The sequence below is a fragment of the Pseudoalteromonas sp. TP27 genome, from assembly GCF_056470645.1.
This window is the reverse complement of sequence record NZ_JARDAK010000017.1, coordinates 74,690-99,151: the sequence shown is the minus strand read 5'-3', so window position 1 is coordinate 99,151 and position 24,462 is coordinate 74,690. Positions and strand designations below refer to the sequence as shown.

Genomic DNA, 24,462 nt, shown 5'->3' with positions numbered 1-24,462 from the left:
TTGCTAAGAGGCAAATAATCAGTTGGTTAAAATAAGCGAGGCACGAGCAAAAACCAACTGTTATTTGTCCTGCTTGAGCAACTTGTTATGTGTTTACTTGAACACCAAGCCAGCATTGTCACGCCGTTGCCTGTGCGAATAAACGCATTATTTGAGCCACTCACTTTCGCTTAAATCGAAAATAATAGCTTTGCTGTTTACGAAGTAAAAAAAGCGCAAAGCTTATTAGTGAGACGCACCTTAACAAATTTGGCGAAAATTAAACACCAAACCCAAAAAACATAATTAAAACACCGCACGTTTAACAAATACAAACCGAATTAAACTACGAATTTAAAACACATAACAATTTTATAGTGCGCTCGTCGCGCATATTTCTGCCAACGATACGCTCATGTATTTTATAAATCATTTTTATCAAATAACTTAATACATTGCTATATATAATTTTTTATTAGCAATCAAACTATTAATAAAAGATAAAATGCGCTCGTCGCTCATTTTCTTGAATATGGGAGTAACACAACTATACTGTATATAAAAACAGCACTATTATTGGTGGTAATATGAAAACACGTTCTCCATTTTTAAATTATATAGCCGATTATATGTTGGTACGTCAGTATTCATTACGCACCGTAGATACGTACCTAAGATGGATTGCATCTTATATCCATTTTCATAATAAGCGCCATCCCGCCTCAATGGGAGACAACGAAGTCGAGCGCTACTTAGAACATTTAGTGTTAAAGCAAAACGTTGCACCACGTACGCAAGCCACCGCATTAAATTCATTGTCATTTTTATACAAGCACATAATAAAAAACGAACTCTCATTAAATTTAAATTTTGCCCGCAGTAAAAAACAAGCAAAGCTCCCTGTCGTGATGACCCCAGAGGAAGTTAAAATGTTGATGGCTCATTTAAATAAGCGCTATTATTTAATTGCAGCTCTTATGTATGGAAGTGGTTTAAGAGTGATGGAAGCGGTGCAATTAAGGGTGAAAGATATTGATTTTGATTATAAATGTATTCAAGTTTGGAATGGAAAAGGTAATAAACACCGCATTGTAACGCTGGCCATCGAGCTAATTCCTATGCTGAGAAATCAAATTTTGAACGTTGATGACTATTTAAAACTTGATTTAAATAATACGAAATATTCTGGCGTATGGATGCCATATGCTTTAACAAAAAAATATCCTTGCGCCGCAAAATCGCTTGCGTGGCAGTATTTATTTCCTTCTCATATATTAAGTTCAGATCCTCAAAGTGGTGAAATAAGGCGACATCATTTTCATCACTCTTGCATTAGAAAAGAAGTGAAAAAAGCCGTTCAAAAATCAGGGTTAACAAAAATAATAACACCCCATACATTAAGGCACTCTTTTGCTACTCATTTACTGCAAAATGGCGCCGATATAAGAACCGTTCAAGCTCAGCTTGGCCATTCTGACGTTAAAACCACACAGATATATACCCACGTACTACAACAAGGTGCCAATGGTGTTACTAGCCCTTTTTCAAAATTATAAGTGACCCGATAAAAAGAAGCCGAGCTTATTTTACTAAGCTCGGCTTTTAATACCTTTAAAACTGACTATTAGCAGTCGTTATTAAATGTTATGCACTTGGGTATTCGCGGTACGCGCGCTCTATATTTTTAGCCTGCTTTTTAGAAATACCTAAATGAGCAAGTGCTACACGTAAACGAGCACGTGATAAGTCAGAGCCTAATATTTCCATTGCATCAAGCACTGACGTACTTGATGTTTTACCTGTAACGGCGACAAATATTGGCTCTAAAAAGTCTTTAATTTTAAGCTCGTGGAATGTTGCAACTTCTTTTGCAATTGCAAAAATAGCGGGCTTTTCAAAGCTACGTAAACCTTCAAGCTGCCATACAAAAAATTGTAGTGCTTGGCGAATTACGTTTTCGTCTGCTTTACCTGCTGTTAATAGCGCGGGATCGTAAGTTGGAATACCACCTACAAAGTGCCCTGCTAATTCAACCATGTCTGATAACGTATTAATACGTGTTTTAACTTCTGGTAATATTTTAGCGAGCATTTCGCCGTTAAACTTCCAATCAACAAAGCGCTGAATTAACTGCTCGTCGGTTAGGTTTTCGCGGATCCACATGCCGTTTAACCAGCTTAATTTATCTACGTCGAATACTGGGCCACCAAGCGATACGCGCTTCATATCGAAGTTTTCAATCATTTCATTAAGTGTGAATTTTTCACGCTCATCTGGCATTGACCAACCCATACGGCCTAAGTAGTTAAGCACGGCTTCTGGCAGGTAACCCATTTCTTTATAGTAATTAATAGATGTTGGGTTTTTACGCTTAGACAGCTTTGATTTATCTGGGTTACGTAGTAATGGTAAGTGACCAAGTACTGGCGCTTCCCAACCAAAATCTTCATACAGTTTTAATAATTTAGGTGCTGAGTTAATCCACTCTTCGCCACGGAAAATATGGCTAATTTCCATATGGTGGTCGTCAACTACGTTCGCTAAAAAGTACGTAGGGAAACCATCTGCTTTTAAAAGCACTTGCATGTCTACGTTTTCCCACGGGATCTCAATTTCATCACGTAGGTAGTCGTTAAACTTAAATGTGCCTTCGCTTGGGATTTTCATACGTATAACGTAAGGTTTGCCTTCAGCTAAGTTTGCTTTAATTTCTTGTTCTGTATGGTTTAAACCACGACCGTCGTATTTAGGGCGCAGGCCTTCTGCCATTTGCTCTTCACGCATTTGATCAAGCTCTTCGCTTGTTGCAAAGCAGTAAAACGCTTTACCATCGTCAACTAACTGATGCGCGTATTTTTTGTATAAATCGCTACGCTCAGATTGACGGTAAGGACCAAATTCGCCACCCACATCAGGACCATGATCCCACTCAAGTCCTAACCAACGTAGGCTATCCATAATCGCAAGTTCAGACTCTGGCGTGCTACGTACTTGGTCTGTATCTTCTATACGAAGTACAAATTCACCGCCTTGTTGTTTAGCAAAACAGTAGTTAAATAAGGCGATATAAGCGGTGCCAAGATGCGGGTCACCAGTTGGCGACGGGGCAACACGGGTGCGAATTGTCATGGTATATTCTCTTTAAATAAGTGAGATAATAAAAGTGGTTTATGCAGCTACTTTGTTTAAGTAAGCAATAATATCGTTTGATTCGTACAGCCATTGTACTTGGCCGTTTTGCTCTATACGCAGGCAAGGCACTTTAACTTTGCCACCTTGCTCTAGTAGCTCTTGGCGATATTGCTCATTGTCTTTTGCATCACGCGTTTCTATGTTTAAGCCTTCGCGTTTAATAGCGCGACGTACTTTTACACAAAACGGGCATGCTTTAAATTGATACAGTTTAAATTGTGAGGTTTGCTGATCAAGCTGTGCTTGCTCGTCGCTTGCACGCTTTTTACTGCGAGGAGTAAATACAAAATTAAAGAATAAGATTATACAACCTAAAAACCAACGAACTAATTTCATGTTCTGTGCTCTGCTTACAACAATTTAAGGAGCCAGATTTTAGCACAAATTTACAATCAAAAAAGTGTAATACTGCGAGAATTACACTCAAGTAATTTAATTTACTAAAAGTGCTTCTATAGCAATACCATATCATCCCTATGAAGTACTTCTGCGCCACTATCGTAATCGAGTAACTGGCCTATTTGACTAGAATGCGCACCCTTTATTTTATTTACCTCGGTACTACTAAAGCGCGTTAATCCCCGTGCAATCACTTGATTTTTAGTATCAATTAAATCAATTAAATCACCTCGTTCAAAACGTCCAAATGCATTAGTAACGCCTTTAGCGAGTAAGCTTGCACCTTTATTTTGAAGGGCGCTAATAGCACCTGCATCAATAACAATTTGGCCGGTACTTTTAGGCCCGGCTAGTAACCATTTTTTACGACCATCTTTTGGAGCGGTGAGTTTTAAAAAACGCGTGCCTGGTAATTCGTCACTCATGCATTTTAAAATAACGTTTTTATCTGCGCCTTTAGCAATAATAACTTCAACGCCTGCGCGCCTTGCAATGTCGGCGGCTTGCAATTTAGTTGCCATACCGCCGGTGCCTAAATTTGTGCCACTGCCACCAGCAAGTTGACGCAGCTCATCGTTTATATGAGTTACTTCGCCAATAAGAGTAGCATTGGCATTGGTGCGCGGATCGCTGGTAAATAATCCTTCTTGATCGGTTAGCAGCAATAATTTATTAGCATTAGCCAAAATAGCGACAAGTGCCGACAAGTTATCGTTGTCGCCTACTTTTATTTCGCTGGTAGCTACTGCGTCATTTTCGTTAATGATAGGTACAACGTCGTAATTTAATAACGCATTAAGTGTATCGCGGGCATTAAGGTAGCGCTCTCTGTCGTCTACATCAGCGCGGGTAAGCAACATTTGCCCTACGTTTACCCCATATAAAGCAAATAAGCTCTGCCAAATATGAATAAGTTGACCTTGTCCAATTGCAGCAAGCATTTGTTTATCAATTAAGCTTCTGCCACAGGGTTTTAATAGTTGTTCGCGCCCAGCAGCAACTGCACCGCTCGACACTAAAATAACCTGGTGGCCTTGTTTTTTAAGCTCGCAGCATTGGCGTACCAATTCAACCATGTGTGCTTTATCTAGTTTATCTGTGCCGCCAGTAAGTACGCTTGTACCAAGCTTTACAACTATTACCTGTTCCCTTTGCATGTGCTTTTTACTACTGATTAATTAAAGATGAATTAATTTATACCAGCTCGGTATTTTTGAACAAGTTAAAAATATTCATGCTAGGATCTGATTTTATTAAATTATGTAAATTACTCTCTATGCCTGCCAGTTTATGTTTAATTATTGCCACCTTTTTATGGGGCAGCTCTTTTATAGCGCTTAAATACGCCATTGCCATTTACGACCCCGCATTGGTTATATTTTTACGCATGCTCACCACGTTAGTTTTGTCGCTTTGTTTGTGGCGTTACGTTATTCGGTTTGAGTATTTAAAAGGTGACTGGAAGTATTTAGTGGGTATGTCGCTTGCTGAGCCTTGCTTGTACTTTTTATTTGAAGGCCATGCAATGGAATACACATCGGCCTCGCAGGCTGGGGTTATTGTGTCGTGCTTACCTATTATTATTGCGCTACTTGCCTTTTTATTGCTTAAAGAATACATAAGCAAAGCAATTGTTGTTGGTTTTACGCTGTGTATTGGCGGCAGTATTTTACTTACTCTTCTTTCACCAAATTCGGAGCAGGCACCTAATCCCTTGTTGGGTAACTTTTTAGAGCTTATGGCTATGGTGTGCGCTGCATTTTATACCGTAAGTATTAAACATTTAGCTAATCGTTACTCGCCGCTTACTTTAATTGCGTTGCAAGGTATTAGCGGCAGCTTGTTTTTTGCTCCGTTTTTATTTTTTATCGACCTGCCAAGCGAAAACCAACACGACTTAACCGCACTTATGAGCATTTTGTATTTAGGCTCGTGTGTAACCCTTGGCGGCTACGGCATGTACAACTATGCAATTAGCAAGGTATCGGTATTAACCGCTGCTGCTTATTCTAATTTAATTCCTATTTTTACACTTATTTTGTCAGCTATTATTTTGGGCGAAGTGCTTAATGTGTGGCAATGGCTGAGCATATTTGTGGTGTTTATTGGTGTAATGGTCAGCCAGCGCCATCAAGAACTTGTAGTTGATATACCGCTTAGTGAATCGGGCGAAGACATTTGCGCAGATACAAGCAATCTTAAATCAGTACCCGAGGCAAGCGAATCAAAAGGGTAACAGGTAAGCAAATACAGCCCGGGTGTTTGTAAAAATGCGTTTTGGGATTGATGAATAACCTCAATCCCCGTTACCTTATAATTTTGAATCACCCCACTTTGCAGTTGCAAAGTAAACGCCTCACCCACTTTTGCGTTTTTTAAAAATGCAAAGTGGGTGTCGTTATGTCCTGCTATTAGCGCGCCTTTTTCGTTTCCAAATTCTTTTCCGCCAAGCTCCCCTGCGGGTAAAAATTGGCTAGGCGCAAACGCTAAATTACGACCACTCGCGCCAGCCAATACGCTTAATGTTTTATTATGACTCGGCCAATCAAGCTTTGCAGTCACGTAGCTGTCGGCGTAATACCACGGTTTTACTTTAGTGCCGGGTGATTTAAGTGCCTCTTGCCATGCTTGCTCAATTAATACTTGAGCAAGCCACGCTTTTGCCTGCATATAAGCGCCGTGACCAAATAAACCAAGCCCAGCGATTAGTAAGCCCGCGCTTAGCCACTTTTTCATTTTAAATCTCTTTTCATTTAAGGATTCGCTCTGTGTTTAAATTTAATAGCGCCAAATCCTAATAATAAAATACAGCCTAATATTATGTGTAGCCTACTTTGCCCATCGGTTTGCGGTAAGCGCATTGCCATACCTTGCGGTACTGCATTAGTAGCTTGCGCCGTTTGTTCTGCCACTTCTTTTATTTGAGTTTGTTCAATCGCTATAAAAGCAGTAAACGGGCTAAGTAATTGATGAGTAAGTGCAAGCTGCTGTACTTCATCTTTAACGGTATTTTGCTCGTTGTATAAAAGTAATGACTTGATTTTTTGGCGCGCCCACAGTTTTGCTATACCTTGAGCGCTTGAGCTATTTTGTGCACTTAATTTAATACTTAAAGGCCCTTGTGCTGTTTGCCCAGCAAGTACCACACTTTTAGCATTATTAAGTTTTATAGCGACCATGATAGGCTCGCCAAAATATAAATCAGGTAGTGGTGATGGCCAAAAATCTAAACTGTTACCGCTTTCATCGCTTAGCGCCAAATTAGTAATAGCCGGATGCGCAAGCTTATCAAACAACTGCTGCATTTTAGGTTGCACCTCGTTGGTGCTGCCTATAAACGTAAATGAGCCCTTACCGACATCTGCCGCTCGGCGCATAAAAAAGCTGTTAGGTGCGCTGCCAATACCTACTGTAAATAAGCGGCTATCGCCTAATTTACTTTGAATGTTTTTAAACAATGCGTCTTCATTACTTACACTGCCATCAGTTAAAAATACAACTTGGCGTACAAAACCATCAAACTCGCTGCCATCAAGTACAGCATTAAGCGCACCTTGTATTTCCGTGCCGCCGTCTGCTGCTAGGCTATAAATAAATCGCTCTGCACGGCGTAAATTAAAGTCGCTGGCTATAAGTGGTTTATCGCTCATTGGAGTGACTATGTTGTCAAAACCAATAATGTTAAAGCTGTCGTCGCTATCAAGTAGTGAAAGCGCATAAAACAGGGCTTTTTTAGCTTGCTCCATAGATTGCCCGTGCATAGAGCCTGACGTATCAACGACAAATACCATTTCACGAGGTAAGCGCTGCGTTTGTGTAAAGTGATCCCCTGGTGGCATTAGCATAGCAAGACCGTATCGGTCGCCATTTTCAAACTGCTGAGTAAAAAATGCAGCTTGAGCTTGCTCTTTTTGCAGCGGTTTAAACTCAAGTACAAAGTCGCGATTAACTGTATTTGTCTCATTTAACGCTATTTTATATTGCCCAAACGCAGTGTTTTGTACATCAACATTATGAAATTTAGAATTGATATCCACCAACTCTAAGCCGACATCTATATCAATGTTTAAGCTAAATTGGCTGCTTGGTACATTATCATTTTGAGTACTATCTTGAGTGATGCTTTGAGTACTATAAACAGGGCTTAACCAACCTGTTGGGAGCGGATTAACATGCGCTTGATTTTGAGTATTAACCTCAACTTCACCACTAATTGCGTGATAACGCGGTGTAATGGTAGTAGGAAACCTAATAGCAAATGTGCCGCTGCTGTAGTCAATTATCTCTTGATACTCAAGCTCAATAATTACTTGCTCACCCGGGCCAATATTTGCCACATTCGTAATAAAAATATTGGCGCGTTGCTGGCGTACAAGGGCCGCTTGCTTACCTGATTTTTTAGCCTCTTCGTATTTTTTTTCGGCCTCCACTTTTTTATCAATTTGGCCTTTAATGACTCGATCACCAATGTGCATGGTCATGGCATGTACAGCGCTTTCATCAGGCAATGGAAAAACGTAGCGCGCGTTAACTGCAAACGGGTTTTCGTTTTGATAGGTTTGCGTTACTACAACATGGTTGATCAGACCGGTTAAGGTCATATTGGCGTCGCTTTTTAATATTATTGCGGGGCCTGCTGGCGCACCATTGCTATCAAAAAGTTCTAACTTGGGTGATTGTGCATGGCTTTTAAAGCTTGCTAACAGCACAATCACTATGAATATAAAAATGCTTACTTTAGTAAGCATTTTGGTTGGTTTACTCAACATAAAATCACTCCATCGAACGCTTTGCTTTTCTTAAATTCAGTTAAATTCAGTTAAATTTAGTTACTCGCCGTTTGGCCATTTACACTATTCATTGAGCGAGTGGTAAGCGTTACGCGTCTATCAAAAAAGTTATCTTCCACTGTATTGCTGTTAGCCAATGTTTGCTGCTCGCCAAATGCCTGCGTGCTTAAGCGTTTGTGGCTCACACCGTGTTTTATTAAATAGCTTTGCACCGCATTCACGCGTTTTTTAGAAAGTAAAAGGTTAGCTTGCTTATCGCCGCGCTGATCGGCAAAGCCACTTAAATCAAGCGCAAGTTGTGGTTGGTTGTTTAACAAGGTAACCAGTTGATCTAACTGCAATGCAAAATGCGGGGCTATAACACTTGAGCCTGTTTTAAATTGCACTGTCATCGCTAGTAAGTTATTTATTTGAGCCTGAGTTAACTGCTCATTTTGATTGGCAAGCACTTCTAGCTGTTGCTCTAACATATTGTTGTGGTTAAGCACGTGTTGGTAATCGCTAGTTTTTTCTTTCATGACTGTAATGGCACGCTCTTGCACTGCAATTTTGTTATCAGCTACTTTTGAATCACCTATTAAGCCTCCGGCAAATGCCCCAATAAACGCACCAATTGGCCCGCCCACTACACCGCCAATAATAGCGCCTGCACCTAAACCAATAGCCGTTTCTTTATGCGCTTCTTTTGATGGCGTGTTAGATGTTGAGGCAATTACTGGAGTGCAAAAACTAGCAACGAGTGTTAATGCAATTAATGTTTTTTTCATGGTTTGATCCTTTAAATTACTTTTAATTTGTGATGTTTTGTTTTGATGGGTGTATTAAAACAAGCTCAAGTGGCAACAAAGGGGAGCAAAAATGGCAAACTGCTGAGCAATTGTGGCAAAAAAAAGGCAATTGCCTTTTTAACCTTACTTAATACCAACCTGCATAAATCTTTGATCAATTTAACGAATTAAATTGCACTATAACGTCGTTAAAAGTTTTTTATTTAGAACAACTAGATATAAAAACTTTTGCCTAGTTCTAGCGTAATTTTCTTAACGTTAAATAGACCCCATATATAAGCAGATTGGTATAACTTAAAAACTTCGATATAGTGCTCTTAGTGTCGATAGGATAATGATTAGAATGAAAAAAATAGCCATCGTTGAAGATGAACCCGCAATCCGCGAAAACTACATAGAAATGCTTAGCGCGCAGGGCTACCAAGTGAGTGGCTTTGCAGATCGCGCCAGCGCAGAAGCTGAATTTAAAAATGCCCTGCCCGATTTAGCCATTGTTGATATTGGCTTAGGTCATGAAATAGATGGAGGTTTTTTACTGTGCCAAACATTGCGTTCGCTTTCTAAAACACTGCCTATTATTTTTTTAACCGCCCGCGATAGCGAAATAGATACTGTATGCGGTCTGCGCATGGGCGCCGACGATTACCTAACAAAAGACATAAGCCTAGCTCACTTGGCTGCACGTATTGGTGCGCTATTTCGCCGAATGGAAGCACTTGCACAACCTGCTGATGCAAGCGCACTCATAACACGCGGGCAGTTAACGCTCGACACGCAACGTATGCAGGTATTTTGGCAGCAACAACTCGTTGATTTAACCGTAACCGAATTTTGGATGCTGCATTCACTCGCCCAGCGACCAGGCCATGTTAAAAGCCGTAACGAATTAATGAGCGATGCAAAAATTTACGTAGACGACAGCACAATTACCTCGCACGTAAAACGTATTCGTAAAAAGTTTGTAGCACTCGACAGCGCCTTTGATTGCATAGATACCGTGTATGGCATGGGTTACAGGTGGGAACAACACTAATGCTACGATTTGGCCTGCGCAGTAAATTTATTTTACTTTCATGTTTTTTGTTTTTGCTACCGTGGCTCGGCTACGAGTACGTATGGGAAATGGAAAAGTTTTTACGCCAAGGCCAAGAAAAAACCCTAGTAGGCACCACTCGCGCCCTTGCGACCGCATTACATGAGCGCCCCGCATTATTTGACGAACAAACCAACTTTTTAGACCAAGTAGTAAAAGGCCGCGATTTATACGCGTATAATCTTAAAAACCCTATTCAATTAGACGGTAAACTCACCGATTGGGACAGCTACCAAGCACTCTTTTGGCATTACGATAAACGCTACTTACAAAAAACAGACAGTACTCATAAAGCCAGCAATTTGTCGTTTGATCATATGGTGGGCAAGTTTGATAATTACTTATATGCGCTATTTAAAGTAACTGACGACACGCTTATCTATCGCGCTAAAAATAGCTTAAGCATTACCAATAACGACTATTTACAAATTGGCCTAAAAACCCCTGACGGCCAATTTAATACCTACATTATTGCGCCGCGCCAAAACGGTTGGGTTAATGCGTTTGATGCTAAAACCAAAATACCTTTTACAAAAATTCAGGGGTATTTTGAAAGTACTGACACTGGCTACAATGTAGAGCTACGCTTTCCTATAAGCATGCTGGGCAACAAACTTGGCTTTGCCATTGTTGACATAGATAGCAAAGAGGCACTGCTAGAGCCAAAAATAATGTCGACCTCAAACTTAAATAACCCAAGCGATTTAGGCTCGGTACTCGTACCTTCCCCAGAAATCAGCCGTATTTTAAAAGGCATGGGCCACAGTGGCAGCCGTATTTGGGTAGTCGATAATCATCATCGGGTATTGGCACAAACCGGCACTATTCAAAATGCCGATGGCGTATGGGCTGATGGACTTGCTAACCAAGCACCTAAAACTTGGTGGCAGCGCTTTGAGCAAAATTACTTGCACCCAATTTACTATAAAATTTTAACGCGCCCCGAAAATGAGTTTTTAGATACCCTGCACGATGTAGCTTCTATGCAAGGCACACATTTAGCGAAAGCATTAAAAGGACAACCAGCATCGTCTTGGCGCTTAACCCCTGATAGCAAAGCTGTTATTTTATCAGCCGCTTACCCTATTTGGATTCAAGACCAAGTAATTGGCGCGGTAATAGCAGAGGAAACCACAAACGGCGTACGTACGCTGCGTAATAAATCACTCGAAAAACTCTTTAACGTTATTTTAGCTGTGATGCTAATTGGTACTGTCACCTTGTTCTTTTTTGCCTCACGTATATCGAACCGAATTAGGCGGCTGCGCGATACTGCTGAGCAAGCAATTGATGCACAAGGGCGTGTTACCGGCAGTATTAATTACAGCGACGCTAATGATGAAATTGGCGATCTGTCTCGTAGTTTTTCAAACATTGTTAGTCGACTTGGTGGCTATACCGATTACTTAGAAAATATGTCGTCGCGATTATCACATGAGCTGCGCACGCCTGTTGCCGTAGTGCGCTCGTCACTCGAAAACTTACAAAGTTTGCCACAAAACGAGCTGAGTCAAAAATACCTCGATCGCGCCAGTGAAGGTGTTGAGCGCTTAGGTAAAATAATAACCACTATGAGCGAAGCCACTCGTCTTGAACAAAGTATTCAAAGCAACGAGCCTGAGCCTTTTGATTTACAAAAAGTAATAAATGGCTGCATGCAAGGCTATCAGCTTACTTACCCAAACCAGTTATTTACGCTTGCTGTATGCCAAAACAAATTACCAATGCAAGGTGCACCGGAGTTTATAGCTCAGCTGCTTGATAAGCTTATTAATAACGCGATGGAGTTCAGCAAAGCCAATACGGCTATTAATGTAAGCCTTAAGCAGAGCGAAAATAAAGCAACATTAACAGTGAGTAACGCAGGCCCCACTTTACCCGAAGGATTAACTGAGCATATTTTTGACTCTATGGTGTCGGTACGTAGCCAGCAAATGCAGCAACAGCCACATTTGGGGTTAGGTCTTTATATTGTAAGGCTGGTGTGCGATTACCATAAAGGCAGTGTAACTGCACAAAATAACGAACAAGGCGATGGTGTGGTGTTTACTGTGAGCTTGCCTTTACATAACTAAAATAGCTAATAGAGCGGTTTAACGCGCCGCCTACCCCTTCAAAACTGCCGATTACAATTTAGTACAACTTCAAATGTAACTATTCACTTTTTATTCAGTCGAATAACCATACCCTACATCGCATTAAAGTACTAAATTGAAGGAATACTCATGAAACCATCACTAGAGCGTGAAGAACTAGACTTTATTTTTGACTTATACAGGCCCTCTAAAAAACCTGAGTCTGAAAGTGTAAAACCAAAAAGTACTAACTACAAAGAGCTAAGAAAGCACGACATAACTAAAAACCAAGGCGTATCGCACTACTTAGTCTAATTTTATTACGCTTGAGGCTTTTCGCATTCTAAAAATGCTTTAATGCAGTTTATTTCTGCAAGTTTTACTTCTTCGCCTATTTCAGGGCCTTTTTTGCCATTTTTAAGTGCATTTTGCACTACCTGCTTCTTATCCATTTTTTGCAGTTCAGCATGGATTGCTCTCAGTTTAGCTGCTTGTGGGTATGGCTTATCAACCAATGTTTCACCTCGCCCTTGTGCATCGCATTGGCATGCTTGGGTAAACGCGATAAAACGTTCTGGGTGTACCAACGCATTTAAGTTAGTCACTATTAGCTTATGAATGGTTTGCGGCCTTAGTTGATCGACCGTATGGCAAAGCGTGTGGTTATCACTGGTGAGTACACCAATGTCGCGAAAACGATTAGGTACTTTTAAACGCTCACAAAACTTTTCAACTACCGCAACACCTTCGCGTTCGTGCCCACGTAAATTTCCATACTTTTTAAAACTAAGTGCTTTACCAAAGTCATGAGTCAGGGCTGCAAAACGAGTTTCTAAGTTAAAATTTAAATCAGCTGCACGTCTAAGTACCAGCATAGTATGTACAAATACATCCCCTTCTGGATGATGGTTTGCTGGTTGCGGTACATTAGCCATACGCTCAAGCTCTGGAAAAACCCCCAAACCTTGCAATGCTTCAAAATAAAGCTCAGGGTGCTTTTCACCCAGTGCTTTTTCGGTTTCAAGCCACACGCGCTCAGGTACTAAATGATTTAGCTCACCTTTATTTTTAAGCTCGCGCATTAATGCATACGTACTTGGGTGAATACTCCACTGGCTGCCATAGCGCGCTAAAAAACGGGCAATACGCAATACCCGTACAGGGTCTTCTACAAATGCCTCAGTGGTGTGGCGCAGTATTTTATTTTGTAAGTCAGCTTGGCCGTTAAACGGGTCAATAATATCGCCGTTTTTATCAAGCGCCATTGAATTTATGGTTAAATCACGCCTTGCTAAATCTTCTTCGAGCGTAACGGTTGGGCTGGCATCAACCACAAAGCCAGTATAGCCTTTTCCACTTTTACGCTCTGTACGCCCTAGTGCATATTCTTCTTTTGTTTTTGGGTGCAAGTAAACCGGAAAGTCGCTACCTATTGGTACAAAACCAAGTGACTCCATTGTGCCTGGTGTTTCACCAATCACTACATAGTCGTTATCTTTTGATTTTATATTTAGCAGTTTGTCGCGCACTGCACCACCAACGAGGTAAACTTGTTTTAAGTTACTTTTCACTTTATTCCCAATAACACTTGACCAATTGTTTGACGCTAATCATAACATTAATTAAAAAACTCTGCGGTGTTTGCCAAGCTTAAGTAAGCTCATTACAATGGCGTATTACTTTTAGCTACAGCCTCGTATTCAATGAAAAACCATTCATCAAAAAAAGAACTCATGTTACTGCCCATTTTATTAGTGGTTATTTTAATGTGTATAGCGGGTCACTTTTTACTACAAGCAAATTTTCAAGACAGCAATATGGTTGAATACATGTTGGCAGCACTGCCGTTTGCTATGTTTGGATTGGTTATTGTAGCGTTTAAGATGGCAGCGAAAAGCGAACGTGATGATAACGAAAAATAGTTAATAGCTACTTTTCGTTATTCTCTTATTAATTATTGATATGTTTTTTCTGCAATTGTTACTTTTTCTAGGTAACGTCGAGTCTCTTCTCTGGAGTGTTTAGTTGTTAATATGTAATAAAACTGACTAGCAGTCAGCTGATTTATTTGCGAAAAGGCAATATCCTTATCTTCATTAAATATTTTAAACACATTACCTGCACCACCATTATATGATGAGATCATTGCATAGTGCTGATTTTGATCGGCATTAATCTTATACAAGTAATTATTTTGTAAAATACTTAAATAAGCACTCCCTATATCAATATTATTTTCTGGTTTGAAAAGCACTTCTTTGCTCGGTTGCCCTGGCACTTTTTTAATTCTTTCATATACGTCTTTACCTGCCGTTGCAGGAATAATTTGCATTAAACCATATGCATTTGAAGAGCTCACTGCATAGGGATTAAAATGACTTTCGGTCTCAATAATGCCGTATATGAGTGATGCTGATATTTGATATTTTTTTGATGCAGCCAACACATACTCACTATATTTTTGCTTTCGTAGATGGGCATTTTGCTCTACTAGCTCAAAAGTAACCGAAGTAACTTGGTGGCCATTGCTATAGTTAGTCTGCTTTTTATTATCAATTAAATAACGAGCAAATCGATTTGCTCGCCACTGATATTTAATGGGTAGCCCATCTTCGTCTAATACTTGCTGATATAAAAAAGGTTCGCCTTCTAAAATCGGATCTTCACTTGTAAAAATATCAGTTTTACCTGGGTCGCTCGAGGTTAAAAGCGTGGTAACAATTGCTTGGTTTAATAGCACTTCTGTATTATTAGTCGCTATTGTTTCAACCTGAACAGTGCTGCTATCAAAATCAATTATGGCTCTAGCTTGATAATTATTGCTGTATTTTACGTATTTTCTTCGCGTGGGTTGTTGCGTATTTTGTGCCCCCCACTTCTTACTTACTATACTTTCTAAAGTTGCTAATAACTGACCCACGCTCCCAACTTGCTGCTTGATTGAGTAATGCGTTTTTTCAACTTGCTTTTTGATCGTTACAACATCGGTAGGATTATTTTTAATTTGATGGACGAGTATATTTAAATCTTTTACTGGTGCTAAGTGAGATACTGATTCACACCCACTCAATAGTACAATTAAGCTGCATAGCCCATATTTTTTCACGCATTTTCCCTAAATGAAACAAATTATAAAATGTGATAACCAAACCAATCTGGTTTTATTTGTTGGCTTTTTTCACTTTTAGTTAACTTTATTTTATAGGGGCTATCGAGTAAGTCAATTGCGAAACAATCGTCCACGTCGTGCAGATCGTCTTTATGAATATGGCTAAGGCCTGCGAGTAAATCATTTTTAGCGCGTTGCTTGGCCTCATTGCTACTACTTGCAACATATAGTGCAAAGTCGTGTTGCTCAGCCATAGAGTCACTTCTATAAGCCCCTAGGTTTACAAAGTAAAGTTGTTTATTTTGTTCAACGTAGCTATCAACCACTTCTACTTTAAATCCATCAATGTGCTTTATTGCCATAAAGCTATCCATATGAACACTGCTTTTATCGCCCACCCATTGGCTTTTTAACTTTGAGTAGGTTTGCTCAATATTCTCCCCTACTACAAAGCGAATATCGTGCATTTCAATGTGGCAGCCTTGAATTCGACCACCCAAATACACCATAAATAACTGCATGCTTTTCCTTAACCTAAATTATCAACATCAATATTATGCTTTTTAATCAACTTATAAAAATCAGAGCGATTACGTTTAGCAAGTTTAGCGCCTTCTGCTACATTGCCACCTGCCATTTTTAAAGTATTGATTACGTAGTCGCGTTCAAATTCTTTTTTAGCGTCGTTAAGTGATAACGGCTCTACATTTTTTTCATTACTGTTAAGTGCAGCCAACACTAAATGTTCTGAGATCACTTCGCTTGGTGTTAATGCGACCACTTGCTCTACGACGTTTTGTAATTGACGAATATTACCCGGCCAATCGTAACGCACAAGCGCATGCATGGCATCGCTGGCAAAGTGCTTTTCATTTTGGTTCATACGTTTGGCAATGCTTGCGCTAAAGTACTGCGCTAATAAGCTTATATCTTCGCGGCGCTCACACAGTGGCGGTAATTTTAAATTAACGACATTTAAGCGATAGTATAAATCTTCTCTAAATTGTTGGTTTAAAATAGCTTCTGGTAAATTTTTATGTGTTGCCGATACAATGCGTACATCAATTGCTATTTCTTCTTGAAAACCCACCGGACGAATCGTTTTTTCTTGTAATACGCGCAGTAGTTTAACCTGTAAGTTAAGTGGCATGTCGCCTATTTCATCTAAAAATAACGTGCCACCCTCAGCTTGTTGAAACAACCCTTGGTGATCTTTAATTGCGCCCGTAAAAGAGCCTTTTTTATGGCCAAATAATTCGGATTCTAAAAGCTCGCCCGGTACAGCCCCACAGTTAATTGCAACAAAAGGTCCGTCGCTTACGTGGCTATGTTGATGAATAGCCTGTGCAAGTAACTCTTTACCTGTACCACTGGCACCAGATATAAGTACATTAACTTGCGTTGGCCCAAGTAGTTTTACTTGTTCGAGCAAGTGAAGCATTGTACCACTACGCGTAACTATATTGCTTTTTGGCGCAGCTTCATCAGCGTTCACACCGTGAATTTCTATCGCTTTAGCAAGGCTGTCAAATAACTCATCTTTATCTACAGGTTTAGTTATGAATGCAAAAATGCCTTGTTTGGTCGCTTCTACCGCATCAGGAATAGAGCCGTGCGCTGTCATCATAATGACAGGCAATGCAGGGTAACGGCTTTGCAATTGGCGGTGCAGTGCCATGCCATCCATTTCATCCATACGCAAGTCGGTTATTACAGCGTCAAACACTTGGCTTTTAAGTATTTGTAGTGCAATTAAGCCACTTTCACAGGTCGTTACTTCGTACCCTTTTGATTCAATGCGAATAGCGAGCAGTTTTAATAAGCTAGCGTCGTCGTCAACGAGTAATACTTTTGCACCTTGCACTTTAGTTGCTGCCATAGTTACTGCTCCTTAGTTTCTTCTCGTAGTAAAAGCTGTTGCTCAATAGTTGCTAACGATGAGAGGGTTTCTTGCATTTTATTGTTAAGTGCTTGCTGCTCTTTTTTAGCATTTATTTGCATCGTCACTTGCTGTTTTTGAAGCCATAAATATTGCTTAATGTCGTCTGGCCAAAAGTAAGCTAAATCGAGTTTTAGTAACTTAGTCATTACTGTATTTGGATCATCATTTATATTTAAACACATAAATTTAAAAAAGCGTTTAAGGTCGTTCTCGCCTGTAAAAATATCTTTTTTAGGCACTAATTTAAATCCACCACACTGATTAGCGTGCCATGCAATAACTTGATCTGCTGGAGGATAGCTAGGTTCAATTTTTGGTCTGGGTTTTGGACTAGGTTTACTGTTTTTGTCGTTTTTTATTTTAGTATCGACCACAGGTGCTGGTGTAATTGACACACGCTCTTCTTGCCCATTATTAATTTCACAACCAGATATAACCATGCTGCTACTGAGCACACTTAAAATAGCGATTAAACGCAAGCGCATGTTAATTAACTCCTAGATTTTTTGTTATGGGAATTTTAATTGAAAACCGGCAACCATGTGGCTCGTTATGCTCAACAGTAAGTGTTCCTCTTAACTGTTCAACAGATTCTTTTACAATAGTTAAGCCCAGCCCACTGCCTTGCAGCGTAACATTTTTACTGTGTTTACCTTGATAAAATGCGCTGAAAATTTGAGTTTTTTCTTGCTCTTTAATACCGCAGCCTTTATCAAGTACAGCAATACAAAGTTGATTTTGTTCAAGTACTAAATTAATAGTAACGATCTGCTTATCTTCTGAAAATTTCAAGCCATTTGAAATAAGCTGAATTAAAATCATCTCAATAAGCTCACTAGGTAAAGCAAGCGGTTTATTTGGTAAGTTATTTTGCCATTTTAGAGCCTGCTCACGCGCACTTAAACGATGCTCAAAATGACTATTAATTTTATTAATAAGAAGACTAAATTCAACTTCGCTTAGGCTGTCTTTACTGGTGCGAATCGCATTATAACTCAGTAAGCTGTCAATCATTGTGCGAAGCCGCATCATAGATTGGCTAATAAGCTCAAGCACTGCTTTTTGCTCAGCGGTAATTGGGCCTACTATTTCATCAGTTAGTAAATCAGTGCCTTCGACCATTGAAGCAAGCGGCGTTTTTAGCTCGTGTGTTACATGGCGTAAAAAAGTATCTTTTTGCTGCTCAAGCATATGAAGTTGCTCTTGCACCCATTGGAGTTTTTCTCCTAGCTCAACTAGCTCAGCGGAGCCTTTCACAGATATTTTTTGCTGCCAATGTCCCTGCCCTAGCTTATCAATAACCGTAGTTAACCCTTTTAGTCGCCCACTTATGCGCCATAAAAAACCACCTCCTACAATTAAAGTAAGTGGAATAAGTGCCACCAGCCAGTTTATAAATGAAGCTTGCAAGCTTGTCAGCTCATTTTGGTTATTGGTGATTTGCGCTTCGTTTTTATCACGTAGCCATAAAGTAAGCTCAGCAACTAAATCGCTCACTGGCACAAACAACTCAGCTTGTTGTTGTTTTTGCTCAACCAATTCAGCATGCGCGGTTTGTAAGGTGGTATATAAGCGCTGCCATTGGTGAGTATAATCTTTATTCGTGTTTACAAATTTAAGCTCATCGATACTTTGCAAGGATGATTGCCATTTATCGACAATGAGTTTATCGAGCGATTCACTTTTTAATACCCAGTTTTGCCTAGTGGCGCGCTCAAGGCTGTTGAGTTCTTGCTTTAGAGTATTAAACGATTTAGTAACTTGGTAGTTGTTACTTACAATATTTTGAGTAACCGCTAATTGCTTATTAAGGGCATTTAAAAATACGATTACCACTATAGAAAGGGGGAGTAACGAAAGCAGCATACTCATTGCAAATTGCCCAATTAAATTAGGCCGCCAGTTAAGCATTGCTTGGTATTTTTTAGCTATGGTTGCTGGCATTGCGTTTTGTCCTTTTAAGTTAAGCGCTCTATTATTAAGTGCTTACCTTATACACTAGCTGAACCAGCAATTATATTTAATACGATTAACAACTAACACTAACAAAATAGCGTGTCGCCAAATGGAGACAACGTAAGTCATTGATTTTAGAACCCTCTCATCAACATCATTAAATAATGTTGCAAAAGATATACAAAATTTACAACAAAACCTGTAAAAACTGCTCACTCACTTGATCTAAAAACAATAAGCAATTGAAAATAAACAACAATTAATTTTGGCATCATTTTTGTAATACGTGTAGTAACTTCAATCAATAAGGAAATAATTATGAACAAACGCATTTTAGCAATCTCATCATTACTCACTTTAGGGTTTTTAGGCGCTAACGCACATGCCATGGACGTTCACGCGACTTTTAACGAGCTTGATAAAGACAGTAACGGCACATTAAGTGAAGCCGAAGCAGGTGAAGATGCCGTTTTACACGAAAATTTTTCACAAATTGATACCAATCAAAACGGTCAATTGTCGCTAGATGAATTCAAAAAGTTTATCCAATAAACTCATTTAATAAGGAACGTGATTATGAAACAACTTATAGCCGCTTTTGCATTAATGTTTTTAGCCATTAGTGCTACTGTACTCGCATCGCCTACAAATATACGTTTCGCCCATTTAGATAAAGATATGGATGGGCAAATATCTATTGTGGAAGCAAAAGAAGACAAGGAAGTAATGAGACAATTTGCCGACTTAGATGAAGACGGTGATGAAAAAATCTCAAAAAAAGAATTTGAAAGCTTTAAAGCTTAATCAGTAATTACTGATTAAGCTTTACTTAAGCTTGTTATAGGTAGACTGGAATTAAAAGCATTTGCCATAATCCCTGAGGGAGTGTGTAAAAGGATTTAATGTTGGGAGTTAAATTACGGCAAGTGCTTTTTCCTCTTATTTCAGCCACAAAATTTTAATACATCTTTTGGAAGGAATGCCATGAAGATACTTTCCCTAGTTATAAGCATTTTAATGCTATTAAGTTTTGATGCCGCTGCACTTGATGTAAAGCAACGCTTTGATCACCTTGATAATGACAAAAGTGGCTATCTGACACATGACGAACTTGATCCCCAACCACAACTTTTAAACACATTTGAAAAATGGGATAAAAATCAAGATAACCAAATTTCGTTAATCGAATTTAAAAATTACCTTACTAATAACCTCTACTGAGTATTTTTCATGAAAAAAACAAGCTATATAACGCTTTTTGCGTTTAGTATTTTTAGCACATTAGGCTTTGCTGCAAGCAACAATGTTGCAGAGCAATTTGAAAAACTTGATAGAAACCAGGATGGTTTTTTAACACGCGCAGAAACAGCAGTAGATCCCGCTCTTTGGTCTCGGTTTTCAAGCTACGATCAAGACAAAGACGGTAAGCTAACGCTAAGTGAATACAGCTTATACGCTAGTAAGTAAACCCTTTCAAAAGCTAGATATTTTTATGTTCTAGCTTTACTACTTTTTTCTTCATTATAATTCATCTCACATATTGGTATTATAAAATTGGGTTTGCTAGTGTTAACGCACTAACAATAAAAAATAATGCCTTATGTCGCTCAAAAAAATGATCAAACCACTCATCCTAGCCAGCCTTTGCGCTAGTTCTAGTTACACTCTCGCACAAACTAAAGTAATTTATAACGCCAATGGCTACACGCCTTTATATCAAGGTGAAGTACAGCAATTCACTACCCTCGTTATTAAAAATGGCAAGGTAGTTAAGCTAGGTAGCGATACACTTAAAGATAGTTACCCAGACGCTAAACTAATTGATGCACACGGTAATACCTTATTACCTGGCTTAATTGATGCCCATGGGCACGTTATTGGCCTTGGCGACAATTTATCGCAACTTGATGTACGCGGTGCAAAATCAGTTGATGAAGTAACAAATAAACTAAAAATATTTGCCGATAAAAAACAAGGCTGGATTATAGGACGTGGTTGGAACCAAGAACTTTGGGCTAATACACGCTTCCCAACAGCTAAAGATTTAGACAATGTAGTTAACGATCGACCAGTGGTACTTTCGCGGGTTGATGGCCATGCCATTTGGGTTAATTCAAAAGTGCTCGAACTTGCTGGTATTACCGCCCAAACAAAAGCCCCTGAAGGCGGTGAAATAATTAAAGACGAATTTGGTAATCCTACAGGTATTTTTGTAGATAAAGCAGAATCGTTAATTACCCAGCATATGCCAGCCCCTTCAAAGCAAGATATAAGTGACTCACTAGATGCAGCAGGTAAGCATTTATTAAGTTTAGGCATTACTTCTACTCACGATGCTGGCATTGATAAAACCACATGGGAAGTTTACAAAGAGCGCGGCGACCTTGGTAATTTACCGCTACGTATTGTGGCAATGTTAAGTGGTGCAAGCCCTGATTTAGGCACAATGTTAAAAGCAGGTCGATACCACGACAAAAATGACTTTATGGAAATTCGCAGTGTTAAAGTTTACGCCGATGGCGCACTGGGCTCTCGCGGCGCCGCTCTGATTGAAGAATATGCAGACAGAGCTGGCCACCATGGTTTAATGCTTGAAACACAAGAAAAGCTCGAAGCGCTCTTTACACAAAGCTTTAAAAGCGGCTTTAGCGCAAATACCCACGCAATTGGTGATAAAGCAAATAAAGTAGTACTCGATGCCTATCAAAATGTGTTTAAAAAAACCGGCGGTATATTACTGCGTAATCGTATCGAGCACGCACAAATTGTAACGCCTGAGGATATCCCTCGTTTTAAAGCGTTAAAAATAATACCTTCTATGCAGCCGGTACACGCCACTTCTGATATGCATATGGCAGAGCAGCGTTTAACTGAAAAACAATTAAGCGGTGCTTACGCTTGGCAAACATTTTTACAGCAAGGGTCTGTTGTTGCAGCAGGCTCTAATTACCCTGTAGAGCTTGCAAATCCATTTGATGGTTTGTATTCAGCTATCACACGTATGGATCATAACAAACTGCCTGAAAATGGCTGGCGTGCAAGTGAAGTACTAAGCCGCGAAGATGCACTACGTGCATTTACTCTCGGTGGCGCCTATGCAGCTCATCAAGAATTTAAGGTAGGTAGTTTAGAAACAGGTAAATGGGCCGACTTTATTTTAATTGATAAAGACTACTTTAAAGTACCGGTTGACGAGATATACAAGACGAACGTGCTACAAACTTGGGTAGCAGGTAAGCTTCGCTATAAAAAAGAAGAGGTTATAAAAACGCTTTAATCAATATCAATTAACTAATTAGTAATTTTTATTAAAGTAATCAAAAAGTGTGTCGATAAGTGAGAGTATTTATTAAATCCTCTTATGTTTCAGGAAGAAAACATGTTATCAAAAAAGATATCTCTTACTTTATCTGCACTTTTTACACTGTCGCTTTCGGCGTGCTCTACTCACCCGATCTATAATGGGCACGCACCACATAATAATATTGGCTATAATAACGCTCACAATCGCTATGCAGAAAATAATCAGCCTCGCGTAAGTAACTGGCAGTTCCCTGAAAATAATTACCGCCCAATTAACAGCAGTAAGTTACTAAGTAATTACACTGAGCAATTAGCAATGAAGCTAATTGAGAATATGAATTACATAAATAGTGGTACGCCTATCGCTATCACCTCGTTTGTAAATTTAGACGATAACCTTCAAACAACTAATATTTTTGGTAATCATTTAGCTGAAAGCTTTATAACTGAATTACAAGAGTTTGGTTTATCTGTTGTTGATTATAAACACACAGGCACAGTACACGTGACGCCTCTGGGAGATTTTTCTTTCAGCCGTAATGGTAAAAATATTAAAGGCTATCCACATATTGAATACACCCTAACTGGCACACTCACCTACACTAATCGTGGTGTTATTGTAAATGCCCGTATCATTGGTGCAAAATCTAAAGTAGTAGTGTCATCGGCTAAGGGATTCATACCGAGTTTTGTAGTTGAGTCTTTGTACCCAACTCGCAGAATGGATGGAATAGTATTAGACGCAATTCAGTAAAAAAAAGGGGGTTAATGCAAGTTAACCCTTTTTTTGCGAAAAAGAAGTGCGCTTACCTAAACATCTCTTTTACATCAGTTAGCATCTCGTTGTATTCATCACTGGTGAATAATTGCATAGACGGTATTACACCTTTATCTATATATGTTTGCAGCGTTGCCGATTTATCAGAAACTTGTAACGTTCCCTCTAAAATAGCCCCTACCCTAATAAAGTCTACGTAACTAACCTTATCAGGTTTGTAACTTGGATCTGCCCAGCTTAAAGCTACATCTACAAACTCTTTAGGAAATTCCCAAGCTTGCATAATTGATGAGCCAATTTTTCCACTAAGTTTTTGAATTGCGTGAGCTAAAAAGCTTGGATTTGCAAAGATTTCAGGATGACGCTCTGCTTCAGTTAAAATTGGTAAAACACCAATATTATAAACAAGCGCAGCTAATGTAATTGAATCACGGTTTAATGAAGTATGTTTATTATTTTTTAAGTAAAACTCCATGAGTGTTATTGAATGGCTAGCAACCGTTAATGTTTTTTGCCACGCCTTACCCATATAGCCTTTAATCAGCTCATTGTGTGATACAAATAATTGCTCCATAGCCATAGCCGTCGCAATATTTTTAATTTGCCGTAGTCCAATACGAGTAACTGCTTGCTGTAAATTAGATACTTTTACAGAACGCCCCATAATCGCACTATTAGCTACTTTAATCATACGAGCTGAAAGCGCAGGGTCTTGTGAAATCACATCTGACATTTGCATTAAATTCACATCAGAGTTATCAGCAGCTTGGCGAACCTTAATCGCTGCTTCAGGTAGCGTTGGTAAAACGAGAGTATCGTTATTTATTCTATCGACTAGAATTGTTAATAAAGCGTTTTCTGTAGACATAAAGCCGCCATCCTTTTGTGTTCAGCCTGTAAAGTAACTGCAAACTCAAGCAGTTAATTTTTGTATTAGCAATATAATTAGTATTATCTAACTTACCGATAAAGTTAAGAAAATTATAGAAGTTTATTTTTATTTATCTTTCTTTGCCGCATCAGAATGCCTTACAACGCCAAATACTTGCTATTTACCA

General features: G+C 39.3%; 25 protein-coding genes. 12 read left to right on the top strand and 13 right to left on the bottom strand.

Annotated features, from left to right (window positions below; translation table 11 throughout):
* The first annotated feature begins 566 nt into the window (after window positions 1–566).
* Entirely contained in the window at window positions 567–1,535 is a 969-nt protein-coding gene (locus PX700_RS17190; RefSeq protein ID WP_479521395.1) for an integron integrase, read from the top strand.
* An 88-nt stretch (window positions 1,536–1,623) separates the two neighbouring features.
* On the opposite strand, the gene gltX is transcribed toward PX700_RS17190, so the two are convergent.
* The 3 genes from gltX to proB form a co-directional block, all read right to left on the bottom strand.
* Window positions 1,624–3,108: a glutamate--tRNA ligase gene (gene gltX, locus PX700_RS17185; RefSeq protein ID WP_479521394.1), complete on the bottom strand. Its 1,485-nt coding sequence runs from the start codon at window positions 3,106–3,108 to the stop codon at window positions 1,624–1,626.
* Between the two features lie 39 nt (window positions 3,109–3,147).
* Window positions 3,148–3,507: a glutaredoxin family protein gene (locus PX700_RS17180; protein WP_007581591.1), complete on the bottom strand. Its 360-nt coding sequence runs from the start codon at window positions 3,505–3,507 to the stop codon at window positions 3,148–3,150.
* A 116-nt stretch (window positions 3,508–3,623) separates the two neighbouring features.
* A complete protein-coding gene (gene proB / locus PX700_RS17175) occupies window positions 3,624–4,727 on the bottom strand; it encodes a glutamate 5-kinase (protein WP_479521393.1) in 1,104 nt (367 codons plus the stop codon).
* A 119-nt stretch (window positions 4,728–4,846) separates the two neighbouring features.
* Between proB and PX700_RS17170 the strand changes: the two genes are divergently transcribed.
* The gene (locus PX700_RS17170) at window positions 4,847–5,806 is read left to right on the top strand and encodes a DMT family transporter (RefSeq protein ID WP_024604368.1); all 960 of its coding nucleotides are present in this window, start codon (window positions 4,847–4,849) and stop codon (window positions 5,804–5,806) included.
* Here PX700_RS17170 and PX700_RS17165 read toward each other — a convergent pair.
* From PX700_RS17165 to pdsO, 3 genes are read right to left on the bottom strand one after another with little or no spacing between them, the layout of a single operon-like run.
* Window positions 5,701–6,306: a class GN sortase gene (locus PX700_RS17165; RefSeq protein ID WP_479521392.1), complete on the bottom strand. Its 606-nt coding sequence runs from the start codon at window positions 6,304–6,306 to the stop codon at window positions 5,701–5,703. The genes PX700_RS17170 and PX700_RS17165 overlap by 106 nt on opposite strands.
* A 17-nt stretch (window positions 6,307–6,323) precedes the next feature.
* On the bottom strand, window positions 6,324–8,339 hold the full coding sequence (locus PX700_RS17160; RefSeq protein WP_479521391.1) for a marine proteobacterial sortase target protein: 2,016 nt from the start codon (window positions 8,337–8,339) through the stop codon (window positions 6,324–6,326).
* A 56-nt stretch (window positions 8,340–8,395) separates the two neighbouring features.
* Window positions 8,396–9,127, bottom strand: a complete 732-nt coding sequence (gene pdsO, locus PX700_RS17155) for a sortase-associated OmpA-like protein PdsO (RefSeq protein ID WP_479521390.1) — start codon at window positions 9,125–9,127, stop codon at window positions 8,396–8,398.
* Window positions 9,128–9,491: 364 nt separating this feature from the next.
* Between pdsO and pdsR the strand changes: the two genes are divergently transcribed.
* From pdsR to PX700_RS17140, 3 genes are all read left to right on the top strand, one after another.
* Window positions 9,492–10,181: a proteobacterial dedicated sortase system response regulator gene (gene pdsR, locus PX700_RS17150; protein ID WP_479521389.1), complete on the top strand. Its 690-nt coding sequence runs from the start codon at window positions 9,492–9,494 to the stop codon at window positions 10,179–10,181.
* The gene (gene pdsS, locus PX700_RS17145) at window positions 10,181–12,316 is read left to right on the top strand and encodes a proteobacterial dedicated sortase system histidine kinase (protein WP_479521388.1); all 2,136 of its coding nucleotides are present in this window, start codon (window positions 10,181–10,183) and stop codon (window positions 12,314–12,316) included. Before pdsR ends, pdsS begins: the two co-directional genes overlap by 1 nt.
* A gap of 150 nt (window positions 12,317–12,466) precedes the next feature.
* Window positions 12,467–12,631, top strand: coding sequence for a hypothetical protein (locus PX700_RS17140; RefSeq protein WP_197238774.1), 165 nt, complete (start codon window positions 12,467–12,469; stop codon window positions 12,629–12,631).
* 5 nt (window positions 12,632–12,636) lie between these two features.
* Here PX700_RS17140 and PX700_RS17135 read toward each other — a convergent pair whose 3' ends face one another.
* Entirely contained in the window at window positions 12,637–13,887 is a 1,251-nt protein-coding gene (locus PX700_RS17135; protein ID WP_479521387.1) for a multifunctional CCA addition/repair protein, read from the bottom strand.
* A 132-nt stretch (window positions 13,888–14,019) separates the two neighbouring features.
* On the opposite strand from PX700_RS17135, the gene PX700_RS17130 reads away from it, so the two are divergent.
* Window positions 14,020–14,238, top strand: coding sequence for a hypothetical protein (locus tag PX700_RS17130; protein WP_341593011.1), 219 nt, complete (start codon window positions 14,020–14,022; stop codon window positions 14,236–14,238).
* 32 nt (window positions 14,239–14,270) lie between these two features.
* On the opposite strand, the gene PX700_RS17125 is transcribed toward PX700_RS17130, so the two are convergent.
* From PX700_RS17125 to PX700_RS17105, 5 genes are read right to left on the bottom strand one after another with little or no spacing between them, the layout of a single operon-like run.
* On the bottom strand, window positions 14,271–15,422 hold the full coding sequence (locus PX700_RS17125; RefSeq protein WP_341593010.1) for a murein transglycosylase domain-containing protein: 1,152 nt from the start codon (window positions 15,420–15,422) through the stop codon (window positions 14,271–14,273).
* Between the two features lie 23 nt (window positions 15,423–15,445).
* Window positions 15,446–15,946, bottom strand: coding sequence for a DUF1543 domain-containing protein (locus PX700_RS17120; protein WP_415636596.1), 501 nt, complete (start codon window positions 15,944–15,946; stop codon window positions 15,446–15,448).
* An 8-nt stretch (window positions 15,947–15,954) separates the two neighbouring features.
* Window positions 15,955–17,304, bottom strand: coding sequence for a sigma 54-interacting transcriptional regulator (locus PX700_RS17115; protein WP_479521386.1), 1,350 nt, complete (start codon window positions 17,302–17,304; stop codon window positions 15,955–15,957).
* Between the two features lie 2 nt (window positions 17,305–17,306).
* Complete coding sequence (locus PX700_RS17110; protein ID WP_197179923.1) at window positions 17,307–17,852, bottom strand: hypothetical protein; 546 nt, start codon at window positions 17,850–17,852, stop codon at window positions 17,307–17,309.
* Window position 17,853: 1 nt separating this feature from the next.
* Window positions 17,854–19,311 carry a sensor histidine kinase gene (locus PX700_RS17105; RefSeq protein WP_479521385.1) on the bottom strand — a complete coding sequence of 486 codons (1,458 nt, stop codon included), beginning with the start codon at window positions 19,309–19,311 and terminating at the stop codon, window positions 17,854–17,856.
* Between the two features lie 330 nt (window positions 19,312–19,641).
* Here PX700_RS17105 and PX700_RS17100 point away from each other — a divergent pair, with 330 nt between their 5' ends.
* The 6 genes from PX700_RS17100 (at window position 19,642) to PX700_RS17075 (ending at window position 23,380) form a co-directional block, all read left to right on the top strand.
* Window positions 19,642–19,875: an EF-hand domain-containing protein gene (locus tag PX700_RS17100; RefSeq protein WP_479521384.1), complete on the top strand. Its 234-nt coding sequence runs from the start codon at window positions 19,642–19,644 to the stop codon at window positions 19,873–19,875.
* A gap of 24 nt (window positions 19,876–19,899) precedes the next feature.
* Entirely contained in the window at window positions 19,900–20,127 is a 228-nt protein-coding gene (locus PX700_RS17095; protein WP_415636601.1) for an EF-hand domain-containing protein, read from the top strand.
* A 180-nt stretch (window positions 20,128–20,307) separates the two neighbouring features.
* Window positions 20,308–20,544, top strand: a complete 237-nt coding sequence (locus PX700_RS17090; protein WP_415636602.1) for an EF-hand domain-containing protein — start codon at window positions 20,308–20,310, stop codon at window positions 20,542–20,544.
* Between the two features lie 9 nt (window positions 20,545–20,553).
* On the top strand, window positions 20,554–20,790 hold the full coding sequence (locus PX700_RS17085; protein WP_166420479.1) for an EF-hand domain-containing protein: 237 nt from the start codon (window positions 20,554–20,556) through the stop codon (window positions 20,788–20,790).
* Window positions 20,791–20,923: 133 nt separating this feature from the next.
* Window positions 20,924–22,600 (top strand): amidohydrolase, encoded by a 1,677-nt coding sequence (locus PX700_RS17080; protein WP_479521383.1) that lies wholly within the window; start codon window positions 20,924–20,926, stop codon window positions 22,598–22,600.
* 102 nt (window positions 22,601–22,702) lie between these two features.
* On the top strand, window positions 22,703–23,380 hold the full coding sequence (locus PX700_RS17075) for a FlgO family outer membrane protein (protein ID WP_415636604.1): 678 nt from the start codon (window positions 22,703–22,705) through the stop codon (window positions 23,378–23,380).
* Between the two features lie 52 nt (window positions 23,381–23,432).
* Here PX700_RS17075 and PX700_RS17070 read toward each other — a convergent pair whose 3' ends face one another.
* Entirely contained in the window at window positions 23,433–24,272 is an 840-nt protein-coding gene (locus PX700_RS17070) for an HDOD domain-containing protein (RefSeq protein WP_479521382.1), read from the bottom strand.
* Window positions 24,273–24,462: the final 190 nt, after the last annotated feature.

Bases quoted from the DNA above. Each gene is read 5' to 3' on its own strand.
- proB (WP_479521393.1), bottom strand. From the start codon at position 4,727: ATGCAAAGGGAACAGGTAATAGTTGTAAAGCTTGGTACAAGCGTACTT.
- PX700_RS17140 (WP_197238774.1), top strand. From the start codon at position 12,467: ATGAAACCATCACTAGAGCGTGAAGAACTAGACTTTATTTTTGACTTA.
- PX700_RS17105 (WP_479521385.1), bottom strand. From the start codon at position 19,311: ATGCCAGCAACCATAGCTAAAAAATACCAAGCAATGCTTAACTGGCGG.
- PX700_RS17085 (WP_166420479.1), top strand. From the start codon at position 20,554: ATGAAAAAAACAAGCTATATAACGCTTTTTGCGTTTAGTATTTTTAGC.
- pdsR (WP_479521389.1), top strand. From the start codon at position 9,492: ATGAAAAAAATAGCCATCGTTGAAGATGAACCCGCAATCCGCGAAAAC.
- PX700_RS17080 (WP_479521383.1), top strand. From the start codon at position 20,924: ATGTCGCTCAAAAAAATGATCAAACCACTCATCCTAGCCAGCCTTTGC.
- PX700_RS17190 (WP_479521395.1), top strand. From the start codon at position 567: ATGAAAACACGTTCTCCATTTTTAAATTATATAGCCGATTATATGTTG.
- pdsO (WP_479521390.1), bottom strand. From the start codon at position 9,127: ATGAAAAAAACATTAATTGCATTAACACTCGTTGCTAGTTTTTGCACT.
- PX700_RS17165 (WP_479521392.1), bottom strand. From the start codon at position 6,306: ATGAAAAAGTGGCTAAGCGCGGGCTTACTAATCGCTGGGCTTGGTTTA.
- PX700_RS17160 (WP_479521391.1), bottom strand. From the start codon at position 8,339: ATGTTGAGTAAACCAACCAAAATGCTTACTAAAGTAAGCATTTTTATA.
- PX700_RS17100 (WP_479521384.1), top strand. From the start codon at position 19,642: ATGAACAAACGCATTTTAGCAATCTCATCATTACTCACTTTAGGGTTT.
- PX700_RS17180 (WP_007581591.1), bottom strand. From the start codon at position 3,507: ATGAAATTAGTTCGTTGGTTTTTAGGTTGTATAATCTTATTCTTTAAT.
- PX700_RS17120 (WP_415636596.1), bottom strand. From the start codon at position 15,946: ATGCAGTTATTTATGGTGTATTTGGGTGGTCGAATTCAAGGCTGCCAC.
- PX700_RS17075 (WP_415636604.1), top strand. From the start codon at position 22,703: ATGTTATCAAAAAAGATATCTCTTACTTTATCTGCACTTTTTACACTG.
- PX700_RS17070 (WP_479521382.1), bottom strand. From the start codon at position 24,272: ATGTCTACAGAAAACGCTTTATTAACAATTCTAGTCGATAGAATAAAT.
- PX700_RS17110 (WP_197179923.1), bottom strand. From the start codon at position 17,852: ATGCGCTTGCGTTTAATCGCTATTTTAAGTGTGCTCAGTAGCAGCATG.
- PX700_RS17090 (WP_415636602.1), top strand. From the start codon at position 20,308: ATGAAGATACTTTCCCTAGTTATAAGCATTTTAATGCTATTAAGTTTT.
- PX700_RS17115 (WP_479521386.1), bottom strand. From the start codon at position 17,304: ATGGCAGCAACTAAAGTGCAAGGTGCAAAAGTATTACTCGTTGACGAC.
- gltX (WP_479521394.1), bottom strand. From the start codon at position 3,108: ATGACAATTCGCACCCGTGTTGCCCCGTCGCCAACTGGTGACCCGCAT.
- PX700_RS17095 (WP_415636601.1), top strand. From the start codon at position 19,900: ATGAAACAACTTATAGCCGCTTTTGCATTAATGTTTTTAGCCATTAGT.
- PX700_RS17170 (WP_024604368.1), top strand. From the start codon at position 4,847: ATGCCTGCCAGTTTATGTTTAATTATTGCCACCTTTTTATGGGGCAGC.
- PX700_RS17130 (WP_341593011.1), top strand. From the start codon at position 14,020: ATGAAAAACCATTCATCAAAAAAAGAACTCATGTTACTGCCCATTTTA.
- pdsS (WP_479521388.1), top strand. From the start codon at position 10,181: ATGCTACGATTTGGCCTGCGCAGTAAATTTATTTTACTTTCATGTTTT.